This is a genomic window from Vibrio qingdaonensis, assembly GCF_026191675.1.
Classification (GTDB): domain Bacteria; phylum Pseudomonadota; class Gammaproteobacteria; order Enterobacterales; family Vibrionaceae; genus Vibrio; species Vibrio qingdaonensis.
Genome location: NZ_JAKRRY010000001.1, coordinates 96,410 through 123,384 on the forward strand (window position 1 = coordinate 96,410; position 26,975 = coordinate 123,384).

At 43.6% G+C, this 26,975-nt stretch carries 22 protein-coding genes; 15 read left to right on the forward strand and 7 right to left on the reverse strand.

What is annotated here, in order from left to right:
* The first annotated feature begins 261 nt into the window (after positions 1–261).
* The 6 genes from MD535_RS00365 to purT all read left to right on the forward strand — a co-directional run bounded on the left by MD535_RS00365 (position 262) and on the right by purT (position 8,207).
* Entirely contained in the window at positions 262–2,688 is a 2,427-nt protein-coding gene (locus MD535_RS00365; protein WP_265672906.1) for a hybrid sensor histidine kinase/response regulator, read from the forward strand.
* A gap of 451 nt (positions 2,689–3,139) precedes the next feature.
* Positions 3,140–4,564 (forward strand): exodeoxyribonuclease I, encoded by a 1,425-nt coding sequence (sbcB, locus tag MD535_RS00370; RefSeq protein ID WP_265672907.1) that lies wholly within the window; start codon positions 3,140–3,142, stop codon positions 4,562–4,564.
* 140 nt (positions 4,565–4,704) lie between these two features.
* Positions 4,705–5,070, forward strand: coding sequence for a CidA/LrgA family protein (locus MD535_RS00375; protein WP_265672908.1), 366 nt, complete (start codon positions 4,705–4,707; stop codon positions 5,068–5,070).
* A complete protein-coding gene (locus MD535_RS00380) occupies positions 5,070–5,753 on the forward strand; it encodes a CidB/LrgB family autolysis modulator (protein ID WP_265672909.1) in 684 nt (227 codons plus the stop codon). Before MD535_RS00375 ends, MD535_RS00380 begins: the two co-directional genes overlap by 1 nt.
* Positions 5,754–5,939: 186 nt before the next feature.
* Entirely contained in the window at positions 5,940–6,827 is an 888-nt protein-coding gene (gene cdd / locus MD535_RS00385; RefSeq protein WP_265672910.1) for a cytidine deaminase, read from the forward strand.
* A 204-nt stretch (positions 6,828–7,031) separates the two neighbouring features.
* On the forward strand, positions 7,032–8,207 hold the full coding sequence (gene purT, locus MD535_RS00390; protein ID WP_265672911.1) for a formate-dependent phosphoribosylglycinamide formyltransferase: 1,176 nt from the start codon (positions 7,032–7,034) through the stop codon (positions 8,205–8,207).
* Between the two features lie 74 nt (positions 8,208–8,281).
* Here purT and MD535_RS00395 read toward each other — a convergent pair whose 3' ends face one another.
* Positions 8,282–9,700: an aminotransferase-like domain-containing protein gene (locus MD535_RS00395; RefSeq protein WP_455433328.1), complete on the reverse strand. Its 1,419-nt coding sequence runs from the start codon at positions 9,698–9,700 to the stop codon at positions 8,282–8,284.
* Positions 9,701–9,888: 188 nt separating this feature from the next.
* On the opposite strand from MD535_RS00395, the gene MD535_RS00400 reads away from it, so the two are divergent.
* Entirely contained in the window at positions 9,889–10,089 is a 201-nt protein-coding gene (locus MD535_RS00400) for a hypothetical protein (RefSeq protein ID WP_265672913.1), read from the forward strand.
* Between the two features lie 165 nt (positions 10,090–10,254).
* Here MD535_RS00400 and MD535_RS00405 read toward each other — a convergent pair whose 3' ends face one another.
* Positions 10,255–10,908 carry a thiopurine S-methyltransferase gene (locus MD535_RS00405; RefSeq protein WP_265672914.1) on the reverse strand — a complete coding sequence of 218 codons (654 nt, stop codon included), beginning with the start codon at positions 10,906–10,908 and terminating at the stop codon, positions 10,255–10,257.
* 231 nt (positions 10,909–11,139) lie between these two features.
* Between MD535_RS00405 and MD535_RS00410 the strand changes: the two genes are divergently transcribed.
* Positions 11,140–11,916 carry a RelA/SpoT domain-containing protein gene (locus tag MD535_RS00410; protein WP_265672915.1) on the forward strand — a complete coding sequence of 259 codons (777 nt, stop codon included), beginning with the start codon at positions 11,140–11,142 and terminating at the stop codon, positions 11,914–11,916.
* A gap of 72 nt (positions 11,917–11,988) precedes the next feature.
* Here MD535_RS00410 and ihfA read toward each other — a convergent pair whose 3' ends face one another.
* The 4 genes from ihfA to MD535_RS00430 all read right to left on the reverse strand — a co-directional run bounded on the left by ihfA (position 11,989) and on the right by MD535_RS00430 (position 17,123).
* Positions 11,989–12,282 (reverse strand): integration host factor subunit alpha, encoded by a 294-nt coding sequence (ihfA, locus tag MD535_RS00415; RefSeq protein WP_102467832.1) that lies wholly within the window; start codon positions 12,280–12,282, stop codon positions 11,989–11,991.
* Between the two features lie 506 nt (positions 12,283–12,788).
* Entirely contained in the window at positions 12,789–15,227 is a 2,439-nt protein-coding gene (gene pheT / locus MD535_RS00420) for a phenylalanine--tRNA ligase subunit beta (protein WP_265672916.1), read from the reverse strand.
* 18 nt (positions 15,228–15,245) lie between these two features.
* On the reverse strand, positions 15,246–16,229 hold the full coding sequence (pheS, locus tag MD535_RS00425; protein ID WP_265672917.1) for a phenylalanine--tRNA ligase subunit alpha: 984 nt from the start codon (positions 16,227–16,229) through the stop codon (positions 15,246–15,248).
* Positions 16,230–16,421: 192 nt separating this feature from the next.
* Positions 16,422–17,123 (reverse strand): class I SAM-dependent DNA methyltransferase, encoded by a 702-nt coding sequence (locus MD535_RS00430; protein WP_265672918.1) that lies wholly within the window; start codon positions 17,121–17,123, stop codon positions 16,422–16,424.
* A gap of 226 nt (positions 17,124–17,349) precedes the next feature.
* Here MD535_RS00430 and MD535_RS00435 point away from each other — a divergent pair, with 226 nt between their 5' ends.
* From MD535_RS00435 to MD535_RS00465, 7 genes are all read left to right on the forward strand, one after another.
* Positions 17,350–17,973 carry an NAD(P)H-dependent oxidoreductase gene (locus tag MD535_RS00435; RefSeq protein WP_265672919.1) on the forward strand — a complete coding sequence of 208 codons (624 nt, stop codon included), beginning with the start codon at positions 17,350–17,352 and terminating at the stop codon, positions 17,971–17,973.
* The gene (locus MD535_RS00440; protein WP_265672920.1) at positions 17,970–19,895 is read left to right on the forward strand and encodes a monovalent cation:proton antiporter-2 (CPA2) family protein; all 1,926 of its coding nucleotides are present in this window, start codon (positions 17,970–17,972) and stop codon (positions 19,893–19,895) included. Before MD535_RS00435 ends, MD535_RS00440 begins: the two co-directional genes overlap by 4 nt.
* Before the next feature lie 103 nt (positions 19,896–19,998).
* The gene (locus MD535_RS00445; RefSeq protein ID WP_265673236.1) at positions 19,999–21,288 is read left to right on the forward strand and encodes an MATE family efflux transporter; all 1,290 of its coding nucleotides are present in this window, start codon (positions 19,999–20,001) and stop codon (positions 21,286–21,288) included.
* A 96-nt stretch (positions 21,289–21,384) separates the two neighbouring features.
* A complete protein-coding gene (locus MD535_RS00450; protein ID WP_265672921.1) occupies positions 21,385–21,741 on the forward strand; it encodes a rhodanese-like domain-containing protein in 357 nt (118 codons plus the stop codon).
* Between the two features lie 308 nt (positions 21,742–22,049).
* Positions 22,050–24,176, forward strand: coding sequence for a GGDEF domain-containing protein (locus tag MD535_RS00455; protein WP_265672922.1), 2,127 nt, complete (start codon positions 22,050–22,052; stop codon positions 24,174–24,176).
* A gap of 344 nt (positions 24,177–24,520) precedes the next feature.
* Positions 24,521–25,171 (forward strand): CatB-related O-acetyltransferase, encoded by a 651-nt coding sequence (locus MD535_RS00460; protein ID WP_265673238.1) that lies wholly within the window; start codon positions 24,521–24,523, stop codon positions 25,169–25,171.
* Between the two features lie 233 nt (positions 25,172–25,404).
* Entirely contained in the window at positions 25,405–25,680 is a 276-nt protein-coding gene (locus MD535_RS00465; protein ID WP_265672923.1) for a nitrogenase-stabilizing/protective protein NifW, read from the forward strand.
* 167 nt (positions 25,681–25,847) lie between these two features.
* On the opposite strand, the gene MD535_RS00470 is transcribed toward MD535_RS00465, so the two are convergent.
* Complete coding sequence (locus MD535_RS00470; RefSeq protein WP_265673239.1) at positions 25,848–26,900, reverse strand: TRAP transporter substrate-binding protein; 1,053 nt, start codon at positions 26,898–26,900, stop codon at positions 25,848–25,850.
* Positions 26,901–26,975 lie beyond the last annotated feature (75 nt).

Here is a 26,975-nt window from a genome sequence, read left to right on the forward strand (position 1 = left end):
ATCTCCAATATATAAACTAACATCCGTACTGTATCGACATGCTACGGCTTTGCTTAACGCCAAATGTATCTTTATCGACATAGTTCTCAATATCCTTGTTTTATTGGTACTTTTTCCTACGCAAATCCCAATATTCTATAAAATACTCACAAAATGTTCGCGTAACGCCAGACTCTTTTCCATGATTGTGACATTTTTGTTACTCTTAACAGACGGTACATGAACTCACCGTTTCGGTACGACCAAAAGGACCTGGATCTCATGTGGATGGCTAACCATTATCACGCTCATAACATTCGTAAAACATTGATTGCAGGGTCTGCCATCGTTTTATTCTTCCTTACCCTGTTTTTTTATACAGAATACAAAGTTGAGCAGGCAAAAAGTCAGTTAACAACGCTAAAGTCCGACATCCTTACTGCTTCAAATGGCATGTTATTGATGAGACGTCATGAAAAGGATTTTATCGCGCGAGTTGATCCTGAATATATTGAAAAAATGCAAACGAGCTATAACGCGATGATTGGGCAACTCGGTGACGTCAATGTCAAAATCATTCAATCTGGCATTGAGACGGATTATTCAAATCAATATGCGTTGGCGTATATTGACGACTATGTGCAGTCCTTTTTCTCGCTGGCTGACTTAGTTGTCATGATTCATGGGAATGAACACCAGAACGGGCTCATTGATAATTTAAGAGAGCAGTCGTTAAAGTTTGGCCATGAATTAATCAAGGCCAATAACACAACATTAGACTACACAGCGTTGACAATGCAGGACCTGATGTATCAGTTTTTCTCTGATTTTGACATTGAGACCCTACCTCGGCTTGAACGCATTCTCAAACAAATGGAAAGCGACATTTCTAAACAGCCTCAATCCTTTGCACTATTTAGGGCCTTTTTAGAGTTCAAGTTTGCCTTCTATGGCCTGCAGTCTGCGTATGAAGAATTTGGTTATACACACAATGAAGGCCGCCACGGCGCTCTTAGGGCAACAGTTCATCAATTAGAAACTAAGCTCAATGCTTTGTTCGACGTACTCCCCAATCAAATTGCCAATAAGATTTCGATTTACGACAATTACAGAATGTTCGCCACTATCGCGCTAATCGTCGCGATTATCCTGACCTTGCTGTATGTCATTCGACAAACTTCAATATTGGAAACTGAACTCATCACCGCCAGAGAGCATGAAAGGCAAGCGAATAGAGCAAAAAGCGCATTTTTGGCCAACATGTCCCATGAGATAAGAACCCCACTCAATGGAATATTGGGCATGACCGAAATTTTGTCTGACTCAAAGCTGAGTGCGCTTCAAAAAGACTATTTGTCGACCATTAGCTCCTCTTCCCAAACCTTGCTTATGCTCATCAATGATATATTAGATCTCTCCAAAATAGAGTCTGGCCATCTAGAGATTTGCCCACATACCTGTGCTATTAAAGAAGTATTCTTTGATACAGCGGCACTCATCGCCCCTAAAGCTCAGCAGAAAGGGATTGAGTTGGCGATGGAGATTGATTCTACTCTGCCCAATTATGTTAAAGCCGATGAACAAAAAGTCAGACAAGTATTAATGAACCTTGCCTCCAATGCCATCAAATTTACTGAAGCTGGCACAATCACATTTATCGCCTCACTTGTTAAACAACAGGCAAACTCCGTCACGGTGTTTCTAGCGGTAAAAGATACTGGGATTGGCATTGACACGAATAAACAAGCGCACATTTTTGAAGAATTTCAACAAGAGGATACTTCCACATCTCAACAATACGGAGGAACCGGACTTGGTTTGGCCATCTCATCTAAAATGATCACTATGATGGGTGGCGAAATTGCGCTCAACTCACTTAAAGGACGAGGCAGTGAATTCTCATTTATCTTATCGTTTGACACAGATGACCAACAATTAACCCAACAAACGGAAACAACGGTTGTCTATGTATCAATGAAAGAAAAGCCACTTTTAATTGAAGAGTTGAATCGTTACGGCTTCCCATCACAACAAATAACGCCTGATTCTCTGTCATCCATAGCCATTTCTAAGCAGACAGTGATCATTATTGACGATGCTGACACCTACCACCAGTACGAAAAGATAATTGCTCAGCATCGTGTCATCTTCTTAAAAGACAACCAAACGCACGACCACTACCATGACTTCGCGGTATCGGCGTTTATTACTTATCCGCTTTTAGGGGCAAGGCTAAGTAATACAATTAAATCTGTATTAGAGCAAGAAGCTACTTCCGAGCCTATAACAAGCAAAACTACAACTAACATTAGTTCTGGTTCTAAGATTCTGATTGTTGAAGACAATAAGGTAAACCAACAAATTGTGACGATCAATTTAAACAAACTGGGTATCAGTTACCTGCTTGCTAATGATGGACAAGAAGCACTGACTATTTATCAACAACAGCACCAGCACATAGGACTGATTCTCATGGACTGTATGATGCCGGTAATGGATGGCTTTGACGCCACAGAAGCTATTCGAGCCTATGAGCGATCACATAATCTTGCCAAAAAACATATTATCGCGCTCACCGCTTCGGTTCTTGATGATGATATACAAAAGTGCTTTGACTGTGGCATGGATGACTACCTGCCCAAACCATTCAAGCGTGACGTACTAATTGAAAAACTCGACAAGCAAGTTAACATCTTAGCGCACACCTAAAGACAATTTTTTGTTTTTCCTTTGTTGAATAGCGGCATGGTTAACGAAAGGTCATAGGCATACCCTATGACCTTTCCTACCTTTAGTGACCATAAATGTGCGTTAGCATAAACATCGCCTCGAGTTATATGCTGTATTGCAAAACCACATGAACTGGCAACGCAATAGAAACTGCTCAACATTCGAGCAAATAAACATTCGTCACCATCGAATCTTCGTTTTTGCCTTAGATATAAACGGTGATCTCGTTTGCCATGAACATAGCTCAGTGGTCTAATAGATATTATCTCTGTACCAAACTGCTAGAGAGCGCAAACCGTGAGTAAGACTCCATCGCACTGACACTCATCGTCAACAGATTGGAGAATACCCAACCACCACTCAGATTGGATGCGTGAACTTCAGTTATGACCTCCATCAGCCACTCTCTGATAGGAACTAAGGAAAGACCATGTCCCAGCAACAAGAACCCAGTTATTTCTTTTTTGATTATGAAACTTGGGGAATCAGCCCAGCAAACGATCGTCCCTGTCAATTTGCTGGTGTTAGAACAGATATGGATTTCAATATTATTGGCGAACCCCTCGTCATCTACTGCCAGCCGCCCTCTGACTACTTACCCTCTCCGGAAGCGGCTCTAATTACGGGCATCACCCCACAGTTGTGTATAGAAAAAGGGCTGCCAGAGCCAGAATTTATTGCAAAAATACACCATGAATTGGCGACGCCAAACACCACTAACTTGGGCTATAACAGCATAAGATTTGATGACGAAGTAACGCGTTATACTTGCTATCGTAACTTTATCGACCCATACGCTTGGAGTTGGAAGAATGGCAACTCTCGTTGGGATTTATTGGACTTAATGCGAACCTGCCACGCGTTGCGCCCAGAAGGCATTGAATGGCCTGAAAATGAAGATGGCTTTACCAGTTTCAAACTGGAGCATTTATCGGTAGCAAATGGCATTGAACATAGTAACGCTCATGACGCAATGGCTGACGTCATCGCCACGATAGAACTGGCAAAAAAAGTTAAGAACGCGCAACCCAAGCTGTTTGATTACTTTTACTCCATGCGGAATAAGCGCAAACTCAATGAGCTCGTCGACATCGTAAACATGACGCCCCTTATGCATGTATCGGGTATGCTTGGAAGAGAATGTCAATATACCAGTTGGGTAGTGCCTATTGCTTGGCATCCTACCAACCAAAATGCGGTCATTGTTGCTGACCTTGCGAAAGACCCTCAACCTATTTTGGATTTATCGGTTGAAGAATTACATGCTCGACTCTACACCAAACGCGAAGACTTAGCGCCGAATGAGCTACCCGTGCCACTGAAGCTGATTCACTTAAATAAATGCCCAATTTTGGCTCCAGCCAAAACACTCACCGCTGAAAACGCTGAAATCATTGGAATAGACCGCCAGCAATGTCTTACCAATCTCTCACGTCTTAAGCAGAACCCTGAAATTCGTGAAAAACTTATCGGGCTATACAACATCGAACGTGAGTTTGATAACGACAACGATGTAGATACTCAACTCTATAGTGCGTTCTTCTCACCGTCCGATCGCGCGGCAATGGATATTATTCTAGAAACCGAACCGAATAATCTGGCGGCGCTAGACATCTCATTTAGTGATTCAAGAATTGAGCCGTTACTTTTCAGATATCGTGCTCGCCACTATCCTTGGACACTCGACGAACATGAACAATTGAAGTGGGCAAACCATTGTAGAGAGCGATTTGAAAACAGAATTGAAGACTACATGCTTGGTCTTGAAAACCTGGTACTAGACAACGAATCTGACGAGCAAAAAATGACGGTATTGAAATCCGTCTACCGCTATGTTGAAAAGCTAGTCTCGTAGAACTTGCCCAACCGTCACGTATGGAGGCTTTCATAGCTCATCCATACGTGAATTATCTATGACTGCACGTCATTCAATCACTAACTTTACTGATAACTAGTACTGACCTGTCACTAGTTCCAAACCGAAATGAGGGTGCCATGATCAAAACTGCGCTTCATTATATTTTGTCATTCACTGTGATTTTTGCTGCACTGTTCGCGGGAAACACCATTCAAACCCTGCTCAATGTGTCTATCCCAGGTAGCGTCTTTGGCATGTTGTTACTATTTATACTGATGGCTGCCGGGGTTATTCCAGTCAAAGTCGTACAGCCTGGTGCCCATGCATTTATACGCTATATGATTTTGCTTTTTGTGCCCGTCAGTGTCGGATTGATGAACCACTTCGACACCTTAATTAACAACGCATTGCCTATATTAGCCAGCGCAATTGGTGGCACGATGATCGTCCTCATTGGGCTCTCTGTCTTCCTTGACCGTTTTCTAAAGAAGGGGAATAAATAATGTGGATTTTTGCGACCATTATTGTGTTCTTTTTCGCTCGCTTTATCGCTCAGAAAGTAAAGAACCCATTGTTCAACCCGCTACTTATCAGCATCGTCATATTGATTCCGGTACTGCTTGCTTTTAACGTACCATTTGACACTTATTATCAAGACAACGAATGGATAAGCTTTCTTCTGCAACCCGCGGTTGTCGCCCTTGCCTATCCGCTGTATGAACAAATACCTCAGATTCGAGCCAATTGGCGCATTATTCTTCTAGCCTGCAGCGTGGGTAGTATTGGGTCAATGTTCACCGCCTCGCTAATCGCAGTGTGGCTAGGTGCCGACATGACATTAGTCGCAAGCTTGTTGGGTAAATCTGTCACCACCCCAATCGCGATGGAAGTGTCCAGCCATTTAGGTGGAGAACCGGCTATTGCTGCTATCCTCGTCTTACTCGTTGGACTATTTGGTGCCATCTTAGCTTACCCACTCTATCAATTACTCGGTGTCACTCACCCTATTGCCAAAGGGTTAACAATGGGAACCGTCTCTCACGCATTAGGAACCGCAACTTGCGCAGAGAAAGATTCAAAAGATGCTGCATTCAGCTCTCTCGCTTTGGTTATTTGCGGTGTCATAACCTCAGTGCTCGCACCTTCATTTTTTGCATTTTCGCTTTGGCTAGGGCAATTAATGTGAAGCCAGCTCATCGACGAGATGTCCGTTGCTCAAATCGTAAACCTCAGTCCAATAATGGTGTGATATCACTCTAATTGTGAAATGTTAACCATCGTTACATCAAATAGAGTGATCTTCATCACTCTATTTTTTCACTAAGTTACATAGAATGAATAAAAACACATTAGCCAAATTAGAGGAACAAGCATGACGGATCGTTTCGATTCAGTGTTAGCCGAAGCACCAGAAGCTATTAGTCGATACCTAAAGCCTATCGTCACTCACGAAAATTTCGACGCTACATTAACTCCAGCACAGTTCGAGGCGTTATTATCTGTGTCTGGGCTCGCCGATAACGAATTACGCGTTGCATTGCTGCCTTTCGCAGCTGCGTACTCATACGCACCTATTTCCGACTTTTATGTTGGAGCCATCGTGAGAGGATTATCAGGCAAACTCTATTTTGGTGCAAATATGGAGTTTCTTGGCGCGCAACTTGGTCAGACTGTTCATGCCGAACAGTCTGCAATCAGCCACGCATGGATGAAAGGCGAAACAGGCGTAAAAGACATTACCATTAACTTCAGCCCTTGCGGTCACTGTCGTCAGTTTATGAACGAGCTTACCACCGCTCAAGATCTTGTTATCCAATTGCCTGAACGTAACGCAAAGACATTACAAGAATACCTACCTGAATCGTTTGGCCCTAAAGATCTCGGGATCACCGAAGGATTGATGACACCAGTTAAACACAATAATTCTATTGATAACGTCAGCACCCTAATGGAAAAAGCGCTGGTTGCACTGAATCGTAGCCACGCCCCTTATACGAGTAACCTTAGCGGTGTCTCAGTTGAGCTGAACGATGGCAGCACTTTTCAAGGTGCCTATGCTGAAAATGCAGCTTTCAACCCTAGTCTACCGCCGCTACAAGTTGCACTTGGACAACTGTTGTTGGCAGGTAAATCAATCAATGACATTAAAACCGCTGCGTTAGTAGAGCTCACCAACGGTAAAATTAGCCACCTTGCTGATACTCAAGCCACATTAGAGGCTATTAACCCTGATATTCAAATTGAGTACGCGACGATTTAAGTTTGTGTTTATCAATAAATATTCAGTAACCTAGTATTTGCTCCTCTATAGGTGTCCATGGTTTCAGCCGCGGACACCCCTTCTTCTCTACGAATAAACCCTCCTTACTTCCACCAATAAAAACACCAGCGCAAACGTTTGCTTTTCTTGTGAAATCCAGTATGATTCACCCAAATTTTCCTGAAGAATGTGCAAGGATTTTATATGTTTGGTACCGCAACTCGTGAAAGTGCTACCCGTGTGTTATTGCTAGGCTCCGGTGAACTTGGTAAAGAAGTCGCCATCGAATGCCAACGTTTAGGCTTAGAAGTCATCGCTTGCGATCGATACCCAGATGCGCCAGCCATGCAGGTTGCTCACCGTAGCTACGTACTAGACATGCTTGACGGTGATGCACTAGAGGCTCTGATTCAGAAAGAACAACCAGACTACGTCGTACCCGAGATTGAAGCGATTGCGACAGATAAGCTCGTTGAGTTAGAAAAACAAGGCCTAAACGTCGTTCCAACCGCTAACGCGACTAAGCTGACAATGAATCGTGAGGGGATCCGTCGCCTTGCCGCGGAAGAGCTAGGTTTAAACACTTCGCCTTATCGCTTTGCAGATAACTACGACGATTTCGTCAGTGCCGTTGAATTTGTTGGCATACCATGTGTCGTAAAACCTGTAATGAGTTCATCGGGTAAAGGACAAAGTGTTATCAAAACTAAAGAAGATATTGATAACGCGTGGAAGTATGCTCAAGAAGGCGGTCGCACAGGTGCTGGACGTGTCATTGTTGAAGGCTTTATAGATTTTGATTACGAAATAACACTACTGACTGTTCGCGCTGTCGATGGCGTTCACTTCTGCGCACCAATCGGACACCGTCAGGAAGATGGAGACTATAGAGAATCTTGGCAGCCTCAAGTGATGTCAGAAAATGCGAAGAAAGCCGCTGAGTATAGTGCTGAGCAAGTAGTCAACGCACTCGGTGGTTATGGTCTATTTGGTGTCGAATTGTTCGTTAAGGGCGACAAGGTCATCTTTAACGAAGTCTCCCCTCGCCCACATGATACGGGTCTTGTTACGCTAATTTCCCAAGAAATGTCTGAGTTTGCTCTTCACGTCCGTGCATTTACCGGCATGCCAATTAATGCTATCGCACAGTACGGACCGTCTGCATCCGCAGTTATCTTGGGGCAAGGTACGTCAGAGAACCTTCGTTTCACAGGCGTGAGTGAAGCCGTATCTGCACCGCAAACACAAGTTCGCTTGTTTGGTAAACCAGATATCGATGGCCGTCGCCGCTTAGGTGTGAGCCTTACGCGTCGCAAGTCTATCGAATCTGCCATTGACGATGCTATCGATAGCGCAAAGCAAGTAAAAGTCATTTACTAAGCATAAAGGCTGTCGAGTTTCTCGACAGCCTTTAATTATTAAGCATTATCAGGAAGATATCCGAGTAAGGCTCGTTACAATAATTGCCTAATCAGCATCCCCAAACGCTCAATAGCCCTGACAACAGAATCTGTTGCTTGCAAAGAAGCATTCATTCTAAAACAATGCTGAAACTGTTGTGTCGTCGCAAACATTTCCCCTGGAGCGATACTAATATCATCGCTAATCGCCATTTTATAGAGCTCTGTTGCGTTGACATGAGCAGGCAAAGCGACCCAAATAAAATACCCCCCCGATGAGTAGTTTACTTGCACGTCTTTAGGTAGATGTGAGCGTAACAATTGCCAAATCTGAAATTTTCGCTGTTCTAGCTTTCTTCTTAATAGCCGTAAATGACGTTCATAATGCCGAGTCGACAAATAGTCGGCGAGCGTTAATTGAACCGGCGCACTGGTTGACAGTGTGCTCATCAATTGGATCTTTTGAATCTGTAAAGCTCGACTACCAGCGGCGACCCAACCAATTCGAAACCCAGCAACCAAAGATTTTGAAAAAGAAGCACAATGCAACACGATGCCACTATCATCAAACGCTTTCGCAGGTAAAGGCTTCGTCGCACCATAATACAATTCATTATAAACGTCATCTTCGATCAAATAGACGTTATATTGCTGAAGTAGCTTAACAAGGCGACGCTTCTTGTCATCTGAAAGGCTAAAACCGAGGGGATTTTGGAAATTGGTCATTAACCAGCACGCTTTTACTTGATGCGTTTGAAGAGCTGTCTCTAGATCTTTAAGATCGATCCCCTCCGTTGGGTGCGTGTTAACTGACAGAGCACGTAAATTTAGACGTTCAAGCGATTGTAATGCCCCATAAAAACAGGGCGACTCTACAATCACCCAATCACCAGCTTTCGTCACCGACTGCAGGCTTAAATTAAGCGCTTCCAACGCACCCGCTGTAATAACAATTTCATCAGGGTGAATATTCACACCTTGAGCAGCATATCGCTTGGCTATGATATGTCGTAAGGTTTCATTCCCTGGTGGGAAATTGTCGAGATCATGAGACGTGGTTATTTTACGCGCTGCCCGTACCAAAGATTTATTCACTTGATTCTGCGGATATAAATTGGCTTCAGGATAAGCAAAACCAAAATTTGTCACCGTGTTTTTACGACTCGCTTGCAGAATATCGAAGACGAAATCGTTGATATCAACTGATTCCGTTTCATGTAAGTGCTGTTTAGGAAACAGCGCAGCAACATCTTGAACCGGAGGAGCAACAACATAGCCGGATCGAGAGTGAGAAACGACCCAACCTTGACTCTCTAACAACTGATAAGCGTTCATCGCCGTCATTAAACTCAGCCCAGACAGCTCTGTTTGCTTCCGTAACGATGGTAATTTAGTCCCTACTTGCCAGACATTGTTCTGAATTTGCTCTTTAATCTGATTTGCCAGCTCAACGTACTTGGCCAATAGGTACACTCTTTTTCGATAAACGTAACGATCATACTACCTTAAACGCTAACTGTTATACATATTTACTAGAAATCTGTATCTATTATAGCTGCCGCTCGCGAGCGTATAATCCAATGGTGTTAGCCGCAACTCAATCACCGATCTTAATCACCGTTCTCAATCACCAATAGGAAGTGCCTGCGATGGAAAATAGCATGACTAATAATAGCGTTAAGAAAGAACTACTTTTGTGCACCATTGCTGCTGCCTTAGTGCTACTCAATATTGGTGCACACCTGCTCTGCACCAAAATGTTCATTGATTTACCTTTGACTGAAATCACTCTCGCCTTGATACCGATGACAATGCTGGCGTTGTGTTTTATCGGCTTCAAAATGGCGGCGAAAGAAGAATAATCCCCTCTCGCCGTTTAAATTGGAATGCTGATTTGCTGACTGCTTCAGCTGGTACAGTTCTGACTGGCTATGCGTCAATTACGATGATTTCGGCTCAGACTATCTTTACTAAAGGTAGTTAAACTGAAGGTCATTATACCTAAAGATAACTAGGCTAATAGCTTACTAAACCAGAGCCTCAATTAGCCAAACTTCCTCAGCAAAACGGGTCAGCCCTTGCTTAATACGACGATGTTCACTGCCTGCTTCGTCTCGCGCTAAACGAGTAATTCGATAGCCTTCATCAAAATACGCGGCAACTTCAGCTTCTGGAACACTATAAGGAGGTCCTGCTAGCTGATCTTGGATATAGTCCAAGGTTACCAGCAATATTTTTCCTCCTGGCTTAAGCACCTGCTTGAGCTTTTCCACATACATCGCTCGTAGATCATGGGGGATGGCTATTAGCGCTGCTCTGTCATAAATCAAATCGACACTTTCAACTGGAGCTGAAAAATAATCTCCGGTATAAATGCTTAGTTCATCAAACTGATACAGCTCAAACTGGCTATTTAAGGTAGTCACTAGAGGGGTATAAAAGTGTTCCGCAAAAAATGAACGAACCGCAATTTGGCTTAGCTCTACACCCTGCACATTGTCATGTCGCGCAGCAAGCCACACTAGGTCCTCTGATTTACCACACAAAGGGACAAATACACTTTGCTCTCGAGTTGGCGTTAGCTTGTTCCAGTGCTCGATAAGTAAGGGATTAACATCATCAAGATGAAAACCAATTTTGTTCGCCGCCCATTTATCGTGCCAAAGTTCATAATCGTTCATTTTATATTCATTTTAGATCTGCATAATGATTAACGTAGAGTTTACAGATTGAGGACAAAAAGTCATGTCTCCTTAGGGTAATATTTCTATGAGACAGGCTTCACAGTTTACTCAACGCTACAAAATATGGACTTGGTAATGCCATTTAAAACCCCATATCATAGGTAGTACTGCTCCACACGTTATAGCACCCTTTTTTACACCGTTTTTGTAACGTAATCAGGAGAGAGCATGAGCATGTTTTTCCGTGCCGCAGCACTAACGCTGCTGGTACTCAGCCGCGCACCAGCATTTGCGGCACCGCTTGATCAATCCAATTCTAACCAAACGAAAGGGAACCAAGAACAGAACCAGATAAGCCCGTCGAACTTTAAACATAGTCTCAGTGGTCTTTATGGTATTGACCCCATTGACAGTCGCGTTGCGCAACCACACGACGACTTTGACGTCTTATACAGTAAATCTCATCAAGCTCAACACGAACTAGAGTCTCTGTGTAAAACGACCGCTCTGTTAACTCAAACAGAGTCACACTTCGCCGGTGTGAAATCCTCTGACCGTGCCTTGAAAAAAATAAACACGGAATTAAACGGTCAAGTTGATCAAATCACCGATCTCGCTCGGGCAACAATCATAGCAAATGATGTATCGTCATTAGTTAGTGCATTCGAAACATTAAGCAGAGAAGCGAAAGTAGTGCGAGTTAAGAACCGATTTAAATCACCTAACCCATCTGGCTATCGTGATTTGAATATCCTTGTCGAGCTTCCAAAAACTCGTATCATCGCTGAAGTTCAGCTACACCTAAAAGCGATTGCTGAAGTAAAAAGCGGCCCCGAACACGATTTATATCAAATTATACAAGGTATTGAGCGTAATGCTGCGTCACATGGACGCTCACTTAACGATATTGAAACCGCTCAAATCACAAGCCTACGACGACAATCAATGGAACTCTATCAAAACGCATGGCAACCCTATATCACCACGCATATTCAAGCTGCTTAATCTTATTAAGTTACCACCTTCCCTAAAACAAAAAGACCACGCATTGCGTGGTCTTTTTGTAACAATCAAATACTAATCTAGTTTGATGTTTTCAACACGAGCCTTCAGTTTTTGGCCTGGACGAAACGTCACAACACGTCGCGCAGAGATTGGAATATCCTCTCCGGTCTTAGGGTTACGACCCGGACGTTCATTTTTGTCTCGAAGGTCAAAATTACCGAAACCAGACAGCTTTACCTGCTCGCCATTTTCGAGTGATTTTCTGACTTCTTCAAAAAATACTTCTACCGTTTCCTTGGCATCCCGTTTACTAAACCCGAGTTTCTCAAAAAGGTTCTCAGCCAAATCGGCTTTTGTGAGCGCCATAAAACTCCCCTCAAAGCTATTTCATACTTAGCTGCTACAATAGCAACACCACATATTTAGTTCGACCAATCAACAACATAACGGTCTTACTTTGAAAAGTGTAAGCCAACCTTATGATTTTCGCCAACTTTTTTATTTCATGGAAATGTCAGGACTTTATTGCCACCAACCAATGAGTTAGCATGATTTCAGGATATATCACTAAAAACAAAACGAAACCCATACTAACGCAAAATAAACCACCAAAAAGAAGTAGTACGGCAGAATAAACACTTGGCAATACAAATTATAAAAACCTTAAGACAGGGCACACTTTTACGATAAATTACAAGTAAAAACAGTCAGTTGCGCCTAAATGCACAATATGAAACACGTTTAATCCCCTGTTAAATTTTACGCAAAATGTCTTAAACCCAACTAGAATTTTAAATTGATTTTTGTATTGATATAAAAAAGACGAACCCAAAAGGGTTCGTCTTTTCAGATTTATTTTCAGTTAGTGCTCATTAATCTCTTAAAGAAGCACCAAATTTATCTGAGATTGAAGCGACAATCGCATCTACTGAACCAGCTATGTCCGCATCTTCAAGTGTGCGCTCTACAGACTGTAGGCTAAGTGCAATAGCCAGGCTCTTCTTGCCTTCTTCTACGCCTTTACCTACATAAACGTCAAACAGTTTAGCGTCTGTTAGGAATTCGCCACCAGCTGCGATACACGCATCAACGATGTCGCCAGAAGCCACAGCTTCATCAACAACAACGGCGATATCACGACGGTTCGCTGGGAACTTAGATACAGCTACGGCTTCTGGAAGCATGCGAGTGTTGATAGCTGCCCATTCGATTTCGAATACGATAGTACGGCCGTTAAGACCAAACTTACGCTCTAGTTCTGGGTGAACAGTACCAATGATACCCACTTCTCTCTCAGTTTCGAGGCCGGCGTCTACTACGATCGCTGCAGTTTGACCTGGGTGAAGTGCTGGGTGCTTAGCGGCTTTAAAGCTGTATGCTTTTTCGTTTGCTGAAAGCTCAAGAATTGCTTCTAAGTCACCTTTAAGATCGAAGAAATCTACAGTGCTCGTTGCCATGTCCCAGTGCTCTTCGCCACGCGTACCAGAGATAACGCCCGCAAGCATCATTTCTTGGCGCATGCCGTTTTCAGCCGTTGCTTCAGGGATGAAACGTAGGCCTGATTCGAATAGACGAACGCGAGACTGTTGACGCTTCTGGTTGTGAACAACGGTATTTAGAAGACCTTGGATTAGGCCAAGACGCATTGCTGACATGTCCGCAGAGATTGGGAATGGCAGGATTAGCGGCTCAACACCAGGTACAACCAATTTTTGCTGTTCAGGTTCTACGAAGCTGTATGTGATTGCTTCGTGGTAGCCACGGTCGACAAGAAGGTCACGAACGCGCTTAAGCGGTTGGTTAGCTTCTTTGTGGTCATTCATTTTAAGTGCCGCTTTAGGCGCTTGGTTTGGAATGTTATCGTAACCGTAGATACGACCTACTTCTTCAATTAGGTCTTGCTCGATTGCGATATCAAAACGCCAAGATGGAGACGTTGCCGTCCAACCAGCTTCTGTCGTTTCCGTATCTTCTACAACAGAAACGTTACAACCTAGACGAGTCAGAATTTCCACTACGTCTGTAGATGGGATTTCGTGACCTAGTAGGCTGTCTAGCTTAGCGCGACGTAGAGCGACTACGTTTGCTTTAGGAAGATCAGCTTCAGATTCGCTGCCGTTTACTGGCGCAACTTCACCACCACAGATTTCAACTAGCAGCTGTGTTGCACGCTCCATTGCCGCTAGCTGTAGCGTTGAATCAACACCACGTTCGAAACGTAGAGAAGAATCTGTGTGAAGACCGTAAGCACGTGCGCGACCACGGATGTGATCCGGTGCGAAGAATGCAGCTTCAAGAAGTACGTCTGTCGTTTCAGTAGTAACACCTGAATCTTGACCGCCAAAGATACCAGCGATGGCTAGTGCTTTGTTGTGGTCAGCGATAACAAGTGTGTTGCTGTTTAGTTCAGCTTCGTTACCATCTAGAAGTGTTAGCTTTTCGCCCTGCTCTGCACGGCGAACTACGATGCCGCCTTCGATCTTAGCAAGATCAAATGCGTGCATTGGTTGGCCTTGCTCTAGCATCACGTAGTTTGTGATGTCTACCACTGGGTCGATTGAACGGATGCCACAACGACGCAGTTTTTCTTGCATCCAGATTGGAGATTCCGCTTTCACGTTTACGTTCTTAACCACACGGCCAAGGTAACGTGGACACGCGTCTGTTGCTTTGATTTCAACAGATACTGTGTCTTCAATGCTTGTTGCAACAGCTTCAACTGTTGGCTCTGTCACGTCTGCGCGGTTTAGTACGCCAACTTCACGAGCAAGACCACGGATACTGAAGCAGTCTGCGCGGTTTGCTGTTAGGTCTACGTCGATAGTGACATCGTTAAGCTCTAGAAGCTCACGTACGTCCAACCCTAGCGTTGTGCCTTCTGGCAGCTCAAGGATGCCGTCAGACTCTACGTCGATACCTAGCTCAGAGAAAGAACAAAGCATGCCGTGCGATGGAACGCCACGCAGTTTTGCTTTCTTGATTTTGAAGTCACCAGGAAGTACTGCGCCAACGGTTGCTACTGCTACCGTTAGGCCAAGACGACAGTTAGAGGCACCACAAACGATGTCTAAAAGCTGTTTATTTCCATCAAGATTGGCTTCGCCGATATCAATTTTTGTCACTTGTAGTTTGTCTGCGTCTGGGTGCTGACCGCACTCAACCACTTTACCTACTTTAACGCCGGTGAAAACACCCGCAACAGGTTCTACATCGTCAACTTCCAAACCAGCCATAGTGATTTGGTGAGCTAGCTCTTCGCTGTTAATTGCAGGTTTAACCCACTCGCGTAGCCAAGATTCACTGAATTTCATAGTTTTGACTGCCCCGGATTACTTGAATTGTTTAAGGAAACGAAGGTCGTTCTCAAAGAACGCACGAAGGTCATTTACGCCGTAACGAAGCATCGTTAGACGCTCTACACCCATACCGAATGCAAAACCAGAGTATTTCTCAGGGTCGATGCCAACAGAGCGAAGTACGTTAGGGTGAACCATGCCACAACCTAGAACTTCTAGCCATTTGCCATCTTTACGTTTCACGTCAACTTCAGCTGAAGGCTCTGTGAACGGGAAGAATGAAGGACGGAAACGCACTTCAACTTCTTCTTCAAAGAAGTTACAAAGGAAATCGTTAAGAATGCCTTTAAGTTGTGCGAAGTTTACGTTCTCGTCCACTAACATACCTTCCACTTGGTGGAACATTGGCGTGTGAGTTTGATCGTAGTCGTTACGGTAAACACGACCCGGAGCAATGAAGCGGAATGGCGGCTTGCCGTTTTCCATCGTACGAATTTGAACACCAGAAGTGTGAGTACGTAGCATTAGATCAGGGTTGAAGAAGAAAGTATCGTGATCAGTACGAGCTGGGTGATCGTCTGCGATGTTTAGTGCATCAAAGTTGTGGAATGCATCTTCAATCTCAGGGCCAGACTCAGTATTAAAACCAAGCTCACCAAAGAACTGTTCGATACGCTCAACAGTGCGAGTCACTGGGTGAAGACCACCGTTCTCAATGCGACGACCTGGTAGGCTCACATCAATAGTTTCTTCAGCAAGTTTCGCTTCAAGCTCTGCGCGTTGTAATTCGTCTTTACGCGCGACGATCGCTTGCTGAACCGCACCTTTCGCTTTGTTGATCTCTTGACCAGCAGTGCGACGCTCTTCAGGTGGAAGTTTACCTAGGCTTTGTAGTTGAAGAGTGAGTTCACCCTTCTTACCTAAATACTGAACGCGCACTTCGTCTAGTGCGACTAGCGACTCGGCAGCTTCAATCGCAGCCGTTGCGTTAGCAATAATCTCTTCTAGATGTTGCATCGTATCCTCATCTACCTACTGGTAGTGTTCATAACGGTGTTTTTTGATAGCTGTACATAGTAATCAAACACGCCAGCAAAGCCAAATTGATTTGTAATTTGAACGGGTTACTGCGCGAAAAAAGACCGTTTTTTACTAATTCAATAGCAAATCACGATTTATTTCGTTAACTTTCTTCATCGCCAATGTCACTTACTGTGCTTTTCTCGCGCGAATAAACACAAAATTAGGGCGACGTGATAGCCTTTCATACGTCTCTGGAGCAACAGATTTCATTTTGATATCTGGAACACCTTCAGAAAAACGCTCCATGGTAAAACCACATTCACTCAGCGTCGAAAAAATAGAAGTCAGTGAACGACGAAAAAAACTCACTTCAACGGGTTCTCCCGTTGTATCCCAGTCTTCAGTGATATTCTCAACAGCAAAGTAATTACTATTTAGATCTGACGGATCAAAATCGATAATCGGGTGATGCGTTGAAAATACAAAAATACCATTGCTTTTCAAGACGCGTGAGATATCAGAAAATAAAAGCGTCAGGTCTTCTAGATAATGAATCATCAACGGACAAACAACGACATCGAACGTTCCATCACGTTCTTTGGGCAAACCGTGAGACAAATCTTGCCTATATGCATCAACGGTATCCTGCAGTTTATTTTTAGTAATGCTAACCATATCTTCGGAGGCATCAACTGCGGTTACGTTTGCACCTTGCTCAATAAATATCTTTGCATAAATTCCGGGGCCACAGCCAAGGTCTAGCACTGTTTTACCATTCACATCCCCAACCAGTGTTAAGGTGGTTGGACGCTCGTACAAAGCATTATACGCATTATTCTGAATGGCTTCGTCATACTGAGTCGCAAATTCTGTATACATTTTACCCATGGATTCTCTCACCTATTTCTCTGTCTCAGCTAACCATGCAAACCGCAACATATATTGGTGCTGAATACCCGTGGTCATCGTCAAGCACCCTTAAATCATTATTCGATTGATCTCGCTACTCTATCATAAGCAAGCGGGAAGCTTAACTAATTGAAATATCGTAGATTGTGTACTAAATATTAAATCACTAACAATTAACCTTTCACCCTAAATGAGTCGATAATTCATGGTTAATCATAAAAATAAAGTCTTAGTCCTCTATGCTCATCCGTCACCGCGACGTTCAGAAGTCAATACACCAATGTATCAAGATGCGTGTGATATTGAAGGCGTAACGATCATTGACCTATATGCTGAATACCCAACCTACCATATTAATATAGACATTGAACAACAACGTCTACTTGAACACGATGTCATTATTTTTCAATTTCCACTGTATTGGTATTCTACCCCGTCTATTTTAAAAGAATGGCAAGACTTGGTATTAGAATATGGCTTTGCTTATGGCCAGGAAGGCACAGCACTAGTCGGAAAACCGTTTTTATGCGCCATCTCTGCTGGAGGGAAAGCAGAAGCCTATCAAACGGACGGTTATAACCACTTTACTATTCGCGAACTATTGCAGCCCCTTGAACAAATGGCAAATCTAACGGGTCTCATCTACCTTCCCCCGCTGGTTTTATTTGGCTCTAGAACCGCAAAGGAAGAAGACCGAATTGGTGAGCATCGCCGACAATGGCAATCGCTACTACGTGCATTGGTGAATGACGAATTTGATGTTCAAGCCGCAAGACCGTTGGAAAAACTTAACCATTATTGGTTAAACGACTCGGAGCAGCCCTTATGACCGGATATTTTTTACAAGCCTTTATCTATCTGTTTGCCGCCGTCATTGCCGTTCCAATTGCTAAACGTCTGGGGCTCGGCTCCGTGCTAGGATACCTAATCGCCGGGGTAGTTATCGGCCCAATTATTGGCTTGGTTGGGGAAGAAACAACAACTATTCAGCACTTTGCTGAATTTGGCGTAGTCATGATGTTGTTTCTTGTTGGTTTAGAGCTTGAACCCAAAATGCTTTGGGCAATGCGACACCGTTTAATAGGGTTAGGAGGCTTACAAGTTGGTGGGTCAACAGCAATCGTCATGGCAATTGCGCTGCTCACCGGTTTATCGTGGTCAATTTCACTCACTATCGGATTGATATTTTCCCTCTCATCCACCGCCATCGTACTTCAAACGTTCAACGAGAAAGGGCTGACAAAAACAGAAGGCGGCAAGAATGCGTTTTCGGTGTTGTTATTTCAAGATATCGCGGTTATCCCTATGCTGGCCTTTATACCGCTGCTCGCCTTACCTGAGCTTGTCGCGCAAGCGCAAAGTGCGGTCGCAGACGCGGCTCAACACCACGAAGAGTTCAGTCTCGTATCGGGTTTGCCCGGGTGGGCGTATGGGTTGGTCATTACTGTATCTATCGCCATTGTTGTCGTTGGTGGGCATTACCTCAGCCGACCACTGTTTCGCTTTGTCGCCTCATCTGGGCTTCGTGAAATCTTTACTGCAACCGCATTAATGCTAGTTATTGGCATCGCCGCGTTAATGAGTTTAGTGGGTCTATCACCAGCATTAGGCACCTTTCTAGCCGGCGTAGTATTGGCAAACAGTGAGTTCAGACACGAGCTTGAATCCAATATTGATCCATTCAAGGGGCTTCTATTAGGGCTATTTTTTATCACCGTTGGCGCTGGGATTAACTTTGGTATTTTGTTTGACGACATCGCACTGATACTCGCGCTGACCGTCGGTGTCATGGTCATCAAAGCAATCGTTCTTTACTGTTTGGCACTCATTTTTAAAATTAAAGGCAGTGACCGTTGGTTATTCACTCTTAGTCTTGCTCAAGCGGGGGAATTTGGATTTGTATTATTAAGCTTCTCTGTACAAAATCATGTCCTACCAACGGATATTTCTCAAATTCTCTCACTGGTCGTCGCTCTTTCTATGTTTCTCACTCCTGCCCTGTTTATTTTGTTCGACAAAGTTATTTTGCCGAAATTTGAAAAGGACACCAATGATCGGGAAGAAGATACAGTAGATGAAAAAGGCAGCGTCGTTATCGCCGGCATTGGCCGCTTTGGGCAAATTATTAATCGATTACTGGTTGCGAATAATGTTAACACCGTTGTGTTAGATATTCGCGCCGAACAAGTCGATTTAATGCGCCAAATTGAGACCAAGTCATTCTTTGGCGATGCCACTAAACCTGACATGTTGCATACTGCGAAGCTTGAAGAGGCAAAACTATTTGTGATTGCCATTGATAACTATGAGGCCAGCGTTGAGCTTGTAAAGTACGTGAAACATACGTACCCTCACGTCAAGGTTCTCGTGCGAGCTTACGATAGAGGTCATATTTATCAGTTAAGACAAGCGGGTGCGGATTATATAGAATCAGAAACCTACCACTCGGCGCTTGAACTCGGTTCAAAGGCGATGCGCTGCCTTGGTTTTCACCCGTTTTTCGTCGAGCAACAAAAAACCATCTATAAAACGATAGAAAACAAGCAGTCAGACACCTTATATACGGGTTGGAAAAATGTCACCGAAGGCGAACGCTATGACAACAACTATCGTCAGCTTTTCATGGAGCTAGAAGACCTAATAAAAGAGGCGATGAAGGTTGATCGGAACGACAAGCATTCACGAGAACGCGGATGGACTCCCCCTCCAAAAGGTTATGCCGATGATTTTAAGGACTCAGAAGACACCTGATTCCACAACTAATCGGGCAGCAATGCCCGCTTAATTGTTCACATAAATAAAAGAAGATAACGTGAATACAGACACCAAAAACCTCGCTCGACAACTCTTCAACATGACGCTCCCAATGGTTCTGGGCGTGCTATCCTTAATGAGCTTTCAACTTGTGGATAGTGCTTTTATCGGTCAACTCGGTGTTTTACCGCTTGCTGCACAAGGTTTTACCTTACCCATGCAGATGGTTATTATTGGTATTCAGGTCGGTTTAGGCATCGCTACCACCGCCATTATTTCTCGTGCCTTAGGAGCAAACAACCCACGCTATGCTAAACAGCTTGGTGGGCTTATTTTGCTGTTTGGTAGCCTTGGCGTCAGTGTTATTGGCGTCCTAATCTGGCTTTTACGCTACCCTATTTTGGCCATGCTGAGTGCCCCTGAATCTGTGTATCCTGTAATAGACAGCTACTGGCCATTTTGGCTATTGAGCTCGTGGGTTGGTGCAATACTGTATTTCTATTACAGCGTTTGTCGCTCAAACGGTAATACCGTCTTACCCGGCATGATGATGATGATCACGAGCCTAATCAATTTGGCGCTTGACCCACTGTTCATTTTTACCTTTGACATGGGCATCAACGGTGCCGCAATCGCAACTATCGTCTCTTTTGGTATTGGGATTCTTGTCGTCGCACCGAAAGTCATGACAAAGCAATGGGCTACATTTGATTGGAGTGACCTCAACATTGTCACCAGTCTTAAGTCTATTTGGGACATCATGGCACCAGCGATGGTCAGCCAACTACTGCCACCGCTGTCATCCATGCTTGCCACTAAATTATTGGCGACCTTTGGTACCGCCGCCGTTGCGGCATGGGCGGTTGGATCGCGTTACGAGTTCTTCGCTATTGTCACTGTGCTTGCATTAACCATGTCGATGCCGCCAATGGTTGGTAAATTATTAGGCAGTAAGAACCTGCAAGACATCAAAAAGCTTGTCAACATCGCCGTTATCTATATTTTGGCCTTTCAATTTCTGGTTGCTATCGTGACTTTTGTTTTTGCGCAACCTCTAGCTCAGTTAATGACAAGCGAAGATAATGTATATCGAGTTCTGCATTATCACTTACTGCTTGTCCCTTTTAGTCTAGGTCCGCTTGGCGTCTGTATGCTAATGGTGTCAATTTCAAACGCACTAGGTAAAGCAAAAACCGCACTCACTATCTCGACACTGCGACTTTTTGCCTTCTTCTTACCTTGTTTATGGGTAGGCGCTCAACTCGGCGGCATCCAAGGACTCTTTTACGGAGCGTTTATTGGTAACATTTTAGCTGGGCTTAGCGCATGGTTAACTTACAGTCACTCGGTGAAGCAGCTCGAACGGACACTCACGCAGCCGAAGGCTTAGATTATGTTTTGTGAAATCATCAACAATCATCATGATCTCACAAACAGCGAGTAGTCAATCGACTATGATTGAGAAAAGTACCAATAGGAACCGATTATGAAGCGTACCTTATCTATACTGCTTACCGCACTTTGCTTGGCAAGCGTCAGTTATAATGGCGCGGCAACTGAACGTGCCCAACAAGGCTGGCAGCTCGTAGAGCAAGGCGCGATGCTTGTGGACGTCAGAACCCCACAAGAATTCGCCGACAGCCATTTAGACAAGTCGGTCAACTACCCTTTATCTGAGATTGAAAAGCACTTTAGTCACGTTGATAAGTCAACATCGATCGTTTTATATTGCCGTAGTGGTAACCGCTCTGGGCAAGCCTATCGTTATTTACAATCACAAGGATTTACACAGCTTCATAACGCGGGTGGCCTTGAGGAAATGCTGGCAATACAGAATAAATAAACGGACAAGGCTCTAGTTAGAGCCATCAAATATAGTCTAAGCCATTGAATATATAACGTTAATGGCTTAATTTTTCTCAAAAAGTGGCCACATCAGCCACTAGCTTGCCTAACGCTATAGCCCAACCAATGACATCATCAGTGCTTACCATGCAAAAATTGTCATTTATTTTTATTTATACGCCGATTAAATAACGATACTCCGCAAAATATCGAATTAGATTACAATTCAGCAAGTTAACATTGCATTATCTATTATTAAAGTTAAAATCATTTACCTATCACATTTAACGGCATATAAGGGGGGTATTGAAATTGAACACGGTGCGTCGCCATTTATTAACCGTACTTGTGATGCTGATGTTCAGTTTGGGAATAATACTTCAAACCCCATTGGTCAAGGCAAGTGAAGCCAAGAAGGTTTATTTGGTCGCCGCCCATGAACACGATTTTTTAGCTCGCTTTATTTTTTCCACAATCGAACAACATAGCGACGCCACCTTCAAATACCTAGACTACCCCATCTTTAGTGAAAGGCTTACTGCTGTAGAGAACGGAGAACTAGATTTTGTCGCTAACATTACGTATACCCAAAGTAGAGTAAATCGGTTTTCATTTTCTCCGCCAACCAATATAGAGCCGACTTACGTATTCAGCGTTGACGGCAAATCTTTTGATGCGCTTAACACCATTGGCACTACAATGGGCACGGCATTCACCGATATCATTCAAAAATACTACCCAGATAAAAGAGTCTTAGACTTCAACGATAACGACGTTGCGTTTGACGCAATGAATGCTGGATATATCGATGGCTACATAGGTACGTTCTTACAATTAGAAAATTTTTTAAATGCGGGCTTTAAACCCGTGCTAATTAATGATCAAGTTAGCATTCCGCCAGTGTCCATTATCACCAACAAAGTTGAAAATAATTCGTTGCTGAGCCTATTTAGCGACATTATTTTACAAGAGCACGTACAAAAGCAATTAAGGCAATATGTTGAAGATTACATCAGTGACATCGCAATTAACCAGCTTAAACAAAAAATTAAAGCCGCTAACCTAGATCTAAGCAGACCTATTACTATATACCTAAACCCACGCCAACCTTACGTATTTTCTGGGCCGGAAGGACAACCGAAAGGTATCGCCGTAGACTTTGCAAAAGAAATATGCGCGCTTAATACTCTTACCTGCACATTTGATTATACTCCTGATGAGCCATGGTCGGCGAGTATAGAAAAACTCAAGCTCGGTGAGCGAGATGTAACGACCCCTATTGCCTCGTCAAGAGAACGACAGTCTTTCGCTTACTTTAGCCGACCATTTGACTCAATCGATGGCGTCATCGCTAAACGAATTGGCTACAAAGAAAAGGTCCACAAGCACATCTCAGAACTGTTTGCTGAAAAGATAGGCGTCGTCGACAATGATATATTTGCAATCGTCACTCAGCGCCTACTTCCAAATAAGCGCCTCACTTATTACCCTGATACGCCTACCATGTTAGCTGGATTAGCGAATAACGAAATCAATTATGCGATTACAAATAGAGTGACGCTAAATAAAATGTTATTTGATAAGCACATATCCAATATCATTGAAGACCGATATTTTTATCCTTTCTATAGCTCTAAGCTTAGCTTTGGCTTCCCTAAAACTGAACGAGGGGAAGCACTCGCACGTTTATTTAATCGTACACTTGACTTCATTGATGCCGACAGCATCAACAAACGCTACCTACCACCTGCTAACTGGCGAGAACTTCACGAAAAAGAACAAGAAAGACAGCGTTTAGATGTGATCATCGCATTACTTGTGTTGTTGGTATTGGTGTGTGTCTTTTTCTGGTTAGTTACCCATCATCGAGCAAATCGAGATGCCTTGACCAAACTTAAAAACCGTCACGCGCTAAATCGCATTCGAAAGCAAGCTTTAGGCAAAGGGAACTATCTCATTTATATTGACCTAAACAAGTTTAAACACATTAACGACACCTATGGGCATAACGTAGGCGATCAAGTGCTACGTTGCTATACCAAACATCTTAATCAGATCATTAAGGGCGATATCTATCGAATTGGTGGAGATGAGTTTGTTATCATCAGCAATCTGTCTGGTAAACGACTTGATGATATTTTACCAAGCTTAGAGTCCTTTGACTTTTTATTGCGTGGCAAGAATACCACACTTCCCTTATCCACATCTGTAGGTGTATTTCTACCCGACACCAGTAGCCTAAGCATCAAACAATTACTCATCTACACCGATTTCGCGATGTACGAAGCTAAAAATGACCCGAACAAGCAGAGTGTAGTGGTAGATAAGCAGAAACTACACGAACTTATCGCAATACACGAGCCGATGCTGCGTAATCGACGAACCCGAGCAGCCTCTTCCAAATATAACGCGAATACCTCTCCGCACTTGTAATGCCATGGTGCGCATTACCACTAGAGTGACAGCGTCACTTCATCATATGCCTTTTCATTTTCAAAAGCTTAATTTACGATACTGCGATCGGTTAAAAATATGGCATACTTCCCACTTGTGCGGTCACCGTGAACACATCGCGTTAAGCCAGTTAAGCATTTAAATAAATACGTAACTCATCTTCGTGTAGATGAAGTCCGCGGCATTTCCTAACGGTATCCATCACTATGTTGTTTAACCCATTACTGAATCAACCTCGTATTCATTGACGTCCTTTCTCATCAAATGGGGCGTGGCAACTCACTCGTTGTTTAACGCAGTTAGATAGAAAAATAGGAAAGATGATGACGAATAAACATTGGTCGAAGTTCCAGCTTTTGCATGATGTCGTGCAAAACGAAAACATTCAGATTAAAGGAAAACACAGCTACTACAGCGATTGTTGGGATAACGGCTTCGAAGAATCCGTAATTCGATACTTACACGGTGATGCAGTCAGTAAGAAGTGGGATCCGCGTTGGGCGATAGACAAGCTTTACATCGGTGACTATGTCTGTATTGCAGCAGAAGCAATCATTCTTATGGGCGGGAATCATAACCACAGATCAGACTGGTTTTGCCTCTACCCATTTATGGAAGACATAGAGCAGTCATACCAAAGTAAAGGGCCAACAACAATACACGATGCCGTTTGGTTGGGAATGCGCTGCATGATCATGCCCGGAGTCACTATTGGTGAAGGTGCCATAGTCGCCGCCAACAGCGTGGTCACCAAAGATGTTGAACCGTATAGCGTTGTTGCTGGCTCACCTGCAAAACACGTTAAGTATCGTTTTGATAGCGATACCGTTGCAACATTGCTATCGCTAAATATCTACAGCTGGTCGGAAGAAAAATTTACGGCTCTCAGATCCTATTTGTGTAGTTCAGAGTTATCTCAACTCCAGCAAGCCATTAATGATTACGACCTCACGAGCTCAAAATTAATTCGATAACGTGACCAATGCTGTCAATCAGATCCCTCTAATCCAATAGAAGACGACGTGCCGGTTGGCTACATTAGCGAATCGGCGCTTTTACTATACTCACCCCAGCGTATCGTCATTAGGCTTGACTCAGCACAAATTAAAAGTAACAACGGTAATTATGAAAATTAGCACCTGCATCAATACTCGGCTTACTTAAACACGCTATATTTTTTGCTTGTTAAGAGGGTATTTCAATCACCATGCAAAAATCACAGATTCAGCGGACAATCGAAAATTTCACATCCATTGAACAAGCTCTCGACTACTTTGAAATTGGCTTTGATAGTCGTTTTATAAACGCAAACCGTCTCCAACTGGTCAAACGCTTTAATGGTTATTTATTACTAGACAAACCTGACGATTGGTTCTCTGCACGACGAGCGTTGAAAAATGCGTACTGTAAAGTCCAGCGTAGTCTCTTAGATAAACACACCCGCTCCGCGTGCCGAGGCTGTACATCATGCCAAAGAAGATAAGGTGATACCGCAACCACCACCTACGTCCATCAAGAACACACCAAGAACCTCAATAGCCACAGAGTTCTTAGGTTATTGAGGTTTGCTCGCATTTATACGTAACGATGGAAGCATCACTATTCACAGCTTGGCTCAAAACGGAATCAGCACTTCACGCCACAAACGTACTAATTTTGATCGTTTAGATACGCTTGAAGTGACATATTGGTCCACTCACGCATTTTGGCTAAATAATTCGCCTGCGAGTCCAGTATTTCTTTCGCTAGCTCATCATTATCAGCTTGTTCTTTAAGCAACGTTCCATTTGCCTGTTTAAGCTCATTAATGACTTCAGGTGGAAAGCTGCGTACTTTAATATTGGGATACTCCGTACTCATCTTCGACCAACTTTGTGCGTTTTCGTGTAACGCTTGAGTGTACATATCAAACGCCGCGACACGGAATGACGTTTCTAAGATTATTCTTAAATCTTCTGGTAGTTCAGCCCACACCTTTTTATTCACTAAAAACTGTGTTTCTGACCCAGGTTCATGCCATGCGGTGTAATAGTAAGGGGCTATTTTTTGGAAACCCATTCTTAGATCGAATGCAGGCCCCACCCATTCAAGAGCATCAATAGTGCCACGCTCGAGAGAAGTATATAATTCACCGGGAGCGATATTGGTAGGCTTTGCGCCAACCTTGGCTAACACTTCGCCAGCAAAACCGGGAATACGCATTTTCAGACCTTGCAGATCTTCAATAGAATTTATTTCCTTTTTAAACCAGCCTCCCATTTGAATGTCTGAGTTACCACCAGGGAAAGACAATAGATTGTGAGGAGCATACACCTGCTGCATTAACTCGATACCACCACCATGATAGAACCACGAATATTGCTCCATGGTTGTCATACCAAACGGCATCGACGAAAAGTACAGTGTATTGGGAACCTTACCTTTCCAATAATAAGAGCTGGAATGCCCTAAATCATACTGACCTGATTTGACCATATCAAAGACACCAAGAGGCGCTTTATGTTTGTTCGCAGAGTCAATACGAATGATCAGGCGACCATTTGACATTTCTTTGGCAAGCTTCGCCATGTTTTTACTCGCGTCGCCAAGGATAGGAGTATTAGGTCCCCAAGTTTCAGCGAGTTTTAAGCGGTACACTTTGTCGTCGGCCTGCACTGATGCGATACCTAGCGATACGCACCCCGCAACCACTAGCGCACTCATTCGTCGAATGGTTTTTTTGAATTCCATTTCTAATGTTCCTTTATCATTATTGAATAGCTACACCACAATGCTTGT

Coding starts and splice junctions, on each gene's coding strand:
- MD535_RS00465 (WP_265672923.1), top strand. CDS start 25,405: ATGCAAAAATCACAGATTCAGCGGACAATCGAAAATTTCACATCCATT.
- MD535_RS00430 (WP_265672918.1), bottom strand. CDS start 17,123: ATGGGTAAAATGTATACAGAATTTGCGACTCAGTATGACGAAGCCATT.
- MD535_RS00410 (WP_265672915.1), top strand. CDS start 11,140: ATGAGCATGTTTTTCCGTGCCGCAGCACTAACGCTGCTGGTACTCAGC.
- MD535_RS00470 (WP_265673239.1), bottom strand. CDS start 26,900: ATGAGTGCGCTAGTGGTTGCGGGGTGCGTATCGCTAGGTATCGCATCA.
- MD535_RS00375 (WP_265672908.1), top strand. CDS start 4,705: ATGATCAAAACTGCGCTTCATTATATTTTGTCATTCACTGTGATTTTT.
- MD535_RS00445 (WP_265673236.1), top strand. CDS start 19,999: ATGACGCTCCCAATGGTTCTGGGCGTGCTATCCTTAATGAGCTTTCAA.
- pheT (WP_265672916.1), bottom strand. CDS start 15,227: ATGAAATTCAGTGAATCTTGGCTACGCGAGTGGGTTAAACCTGCAATT.
- cdd (WP_265672910.1), top strand. CDS start 5,940: ATGACGGATCGTTTCGATTCAGTGTTAGCCGAAGCACCAGAAGCTATT.
- MD535_RS00365 (WP_265672906.1), top strand. CDS start 262: ATGTGGATGGCTAACCATTATCACGCTCATAACATTCGTAAAACATTG.
- MD535_RS00440 (WP_265672920.1), top strand. CDS start 17,970: ATGACCGGATATTTTTTACAAGCCTTTATCTATCTGTTTGCCGCCGTC.
- sbcB (WP_265672907.1), top strand. CDS start 3,140: ATGTCCCAGCAACAAGAACCCAGTTATTTCTTTTTTGATTATGAAACT.
- MD535_RS00435 (WP_265672919.1), top strand. CDS start 17,350: ATGGTTAATCATAAAAATAAAGTCTTAGTCCTCTATGCTCATCCGTCA.
- MD535_RS00400 (WP_265672913.1), top strand. CDS start 9,889: ATGACTAATAATAGCGTTAAGAAAGAACTACTTTTGTGCACCATTGCT.
- MD535_RS00450 (WP_265672921.1), top strand. CDS start 21,385: ATGAAGCGTACCTTATCTATACTGCTTACCGCACTTTGCTTGGCAAGC.
- MD535_RS00405 (WP_265672914.1), bottom strand. CDS start 10,908: ATGAACGATTATGAACTTTGGCACGATAAATGGGCGGCGAACAAAATT.
- MD535_RS00380 (WP_265672909.1), top strand. CDS start 5,070: ATGTGGATTTTTGCGACCATTATTGTGTTCTTTTTCGCTCGCTTTATC.
- purT (WP_265672911.1), top strand. CDS start 7,032: ATGTTTGGTACCGCAACTCGTGAAAGTGCTACCCGTGTGTTATTGCTA.
- pheS (WP_265672917.1), bottom strand. CDS start 16,229: ATGCAACATCTAGAAGAGATTATTGCTAACGCAACGGCTGCGATTGAA.
- MD535_RS00460 (WP_265673238.1), top strand. CDS start 24,521: ATGACGAATAAACATTGGTCGAAGTTCCAGCTTTTGCATGATGTCGTG.
- ihfA (WP_102467832.1), bottom strand. CDS start 12,282: ATGGCGCTCACAAAAGCCGATTTGGCTGAGAACCTTTTTGAGAAACTC.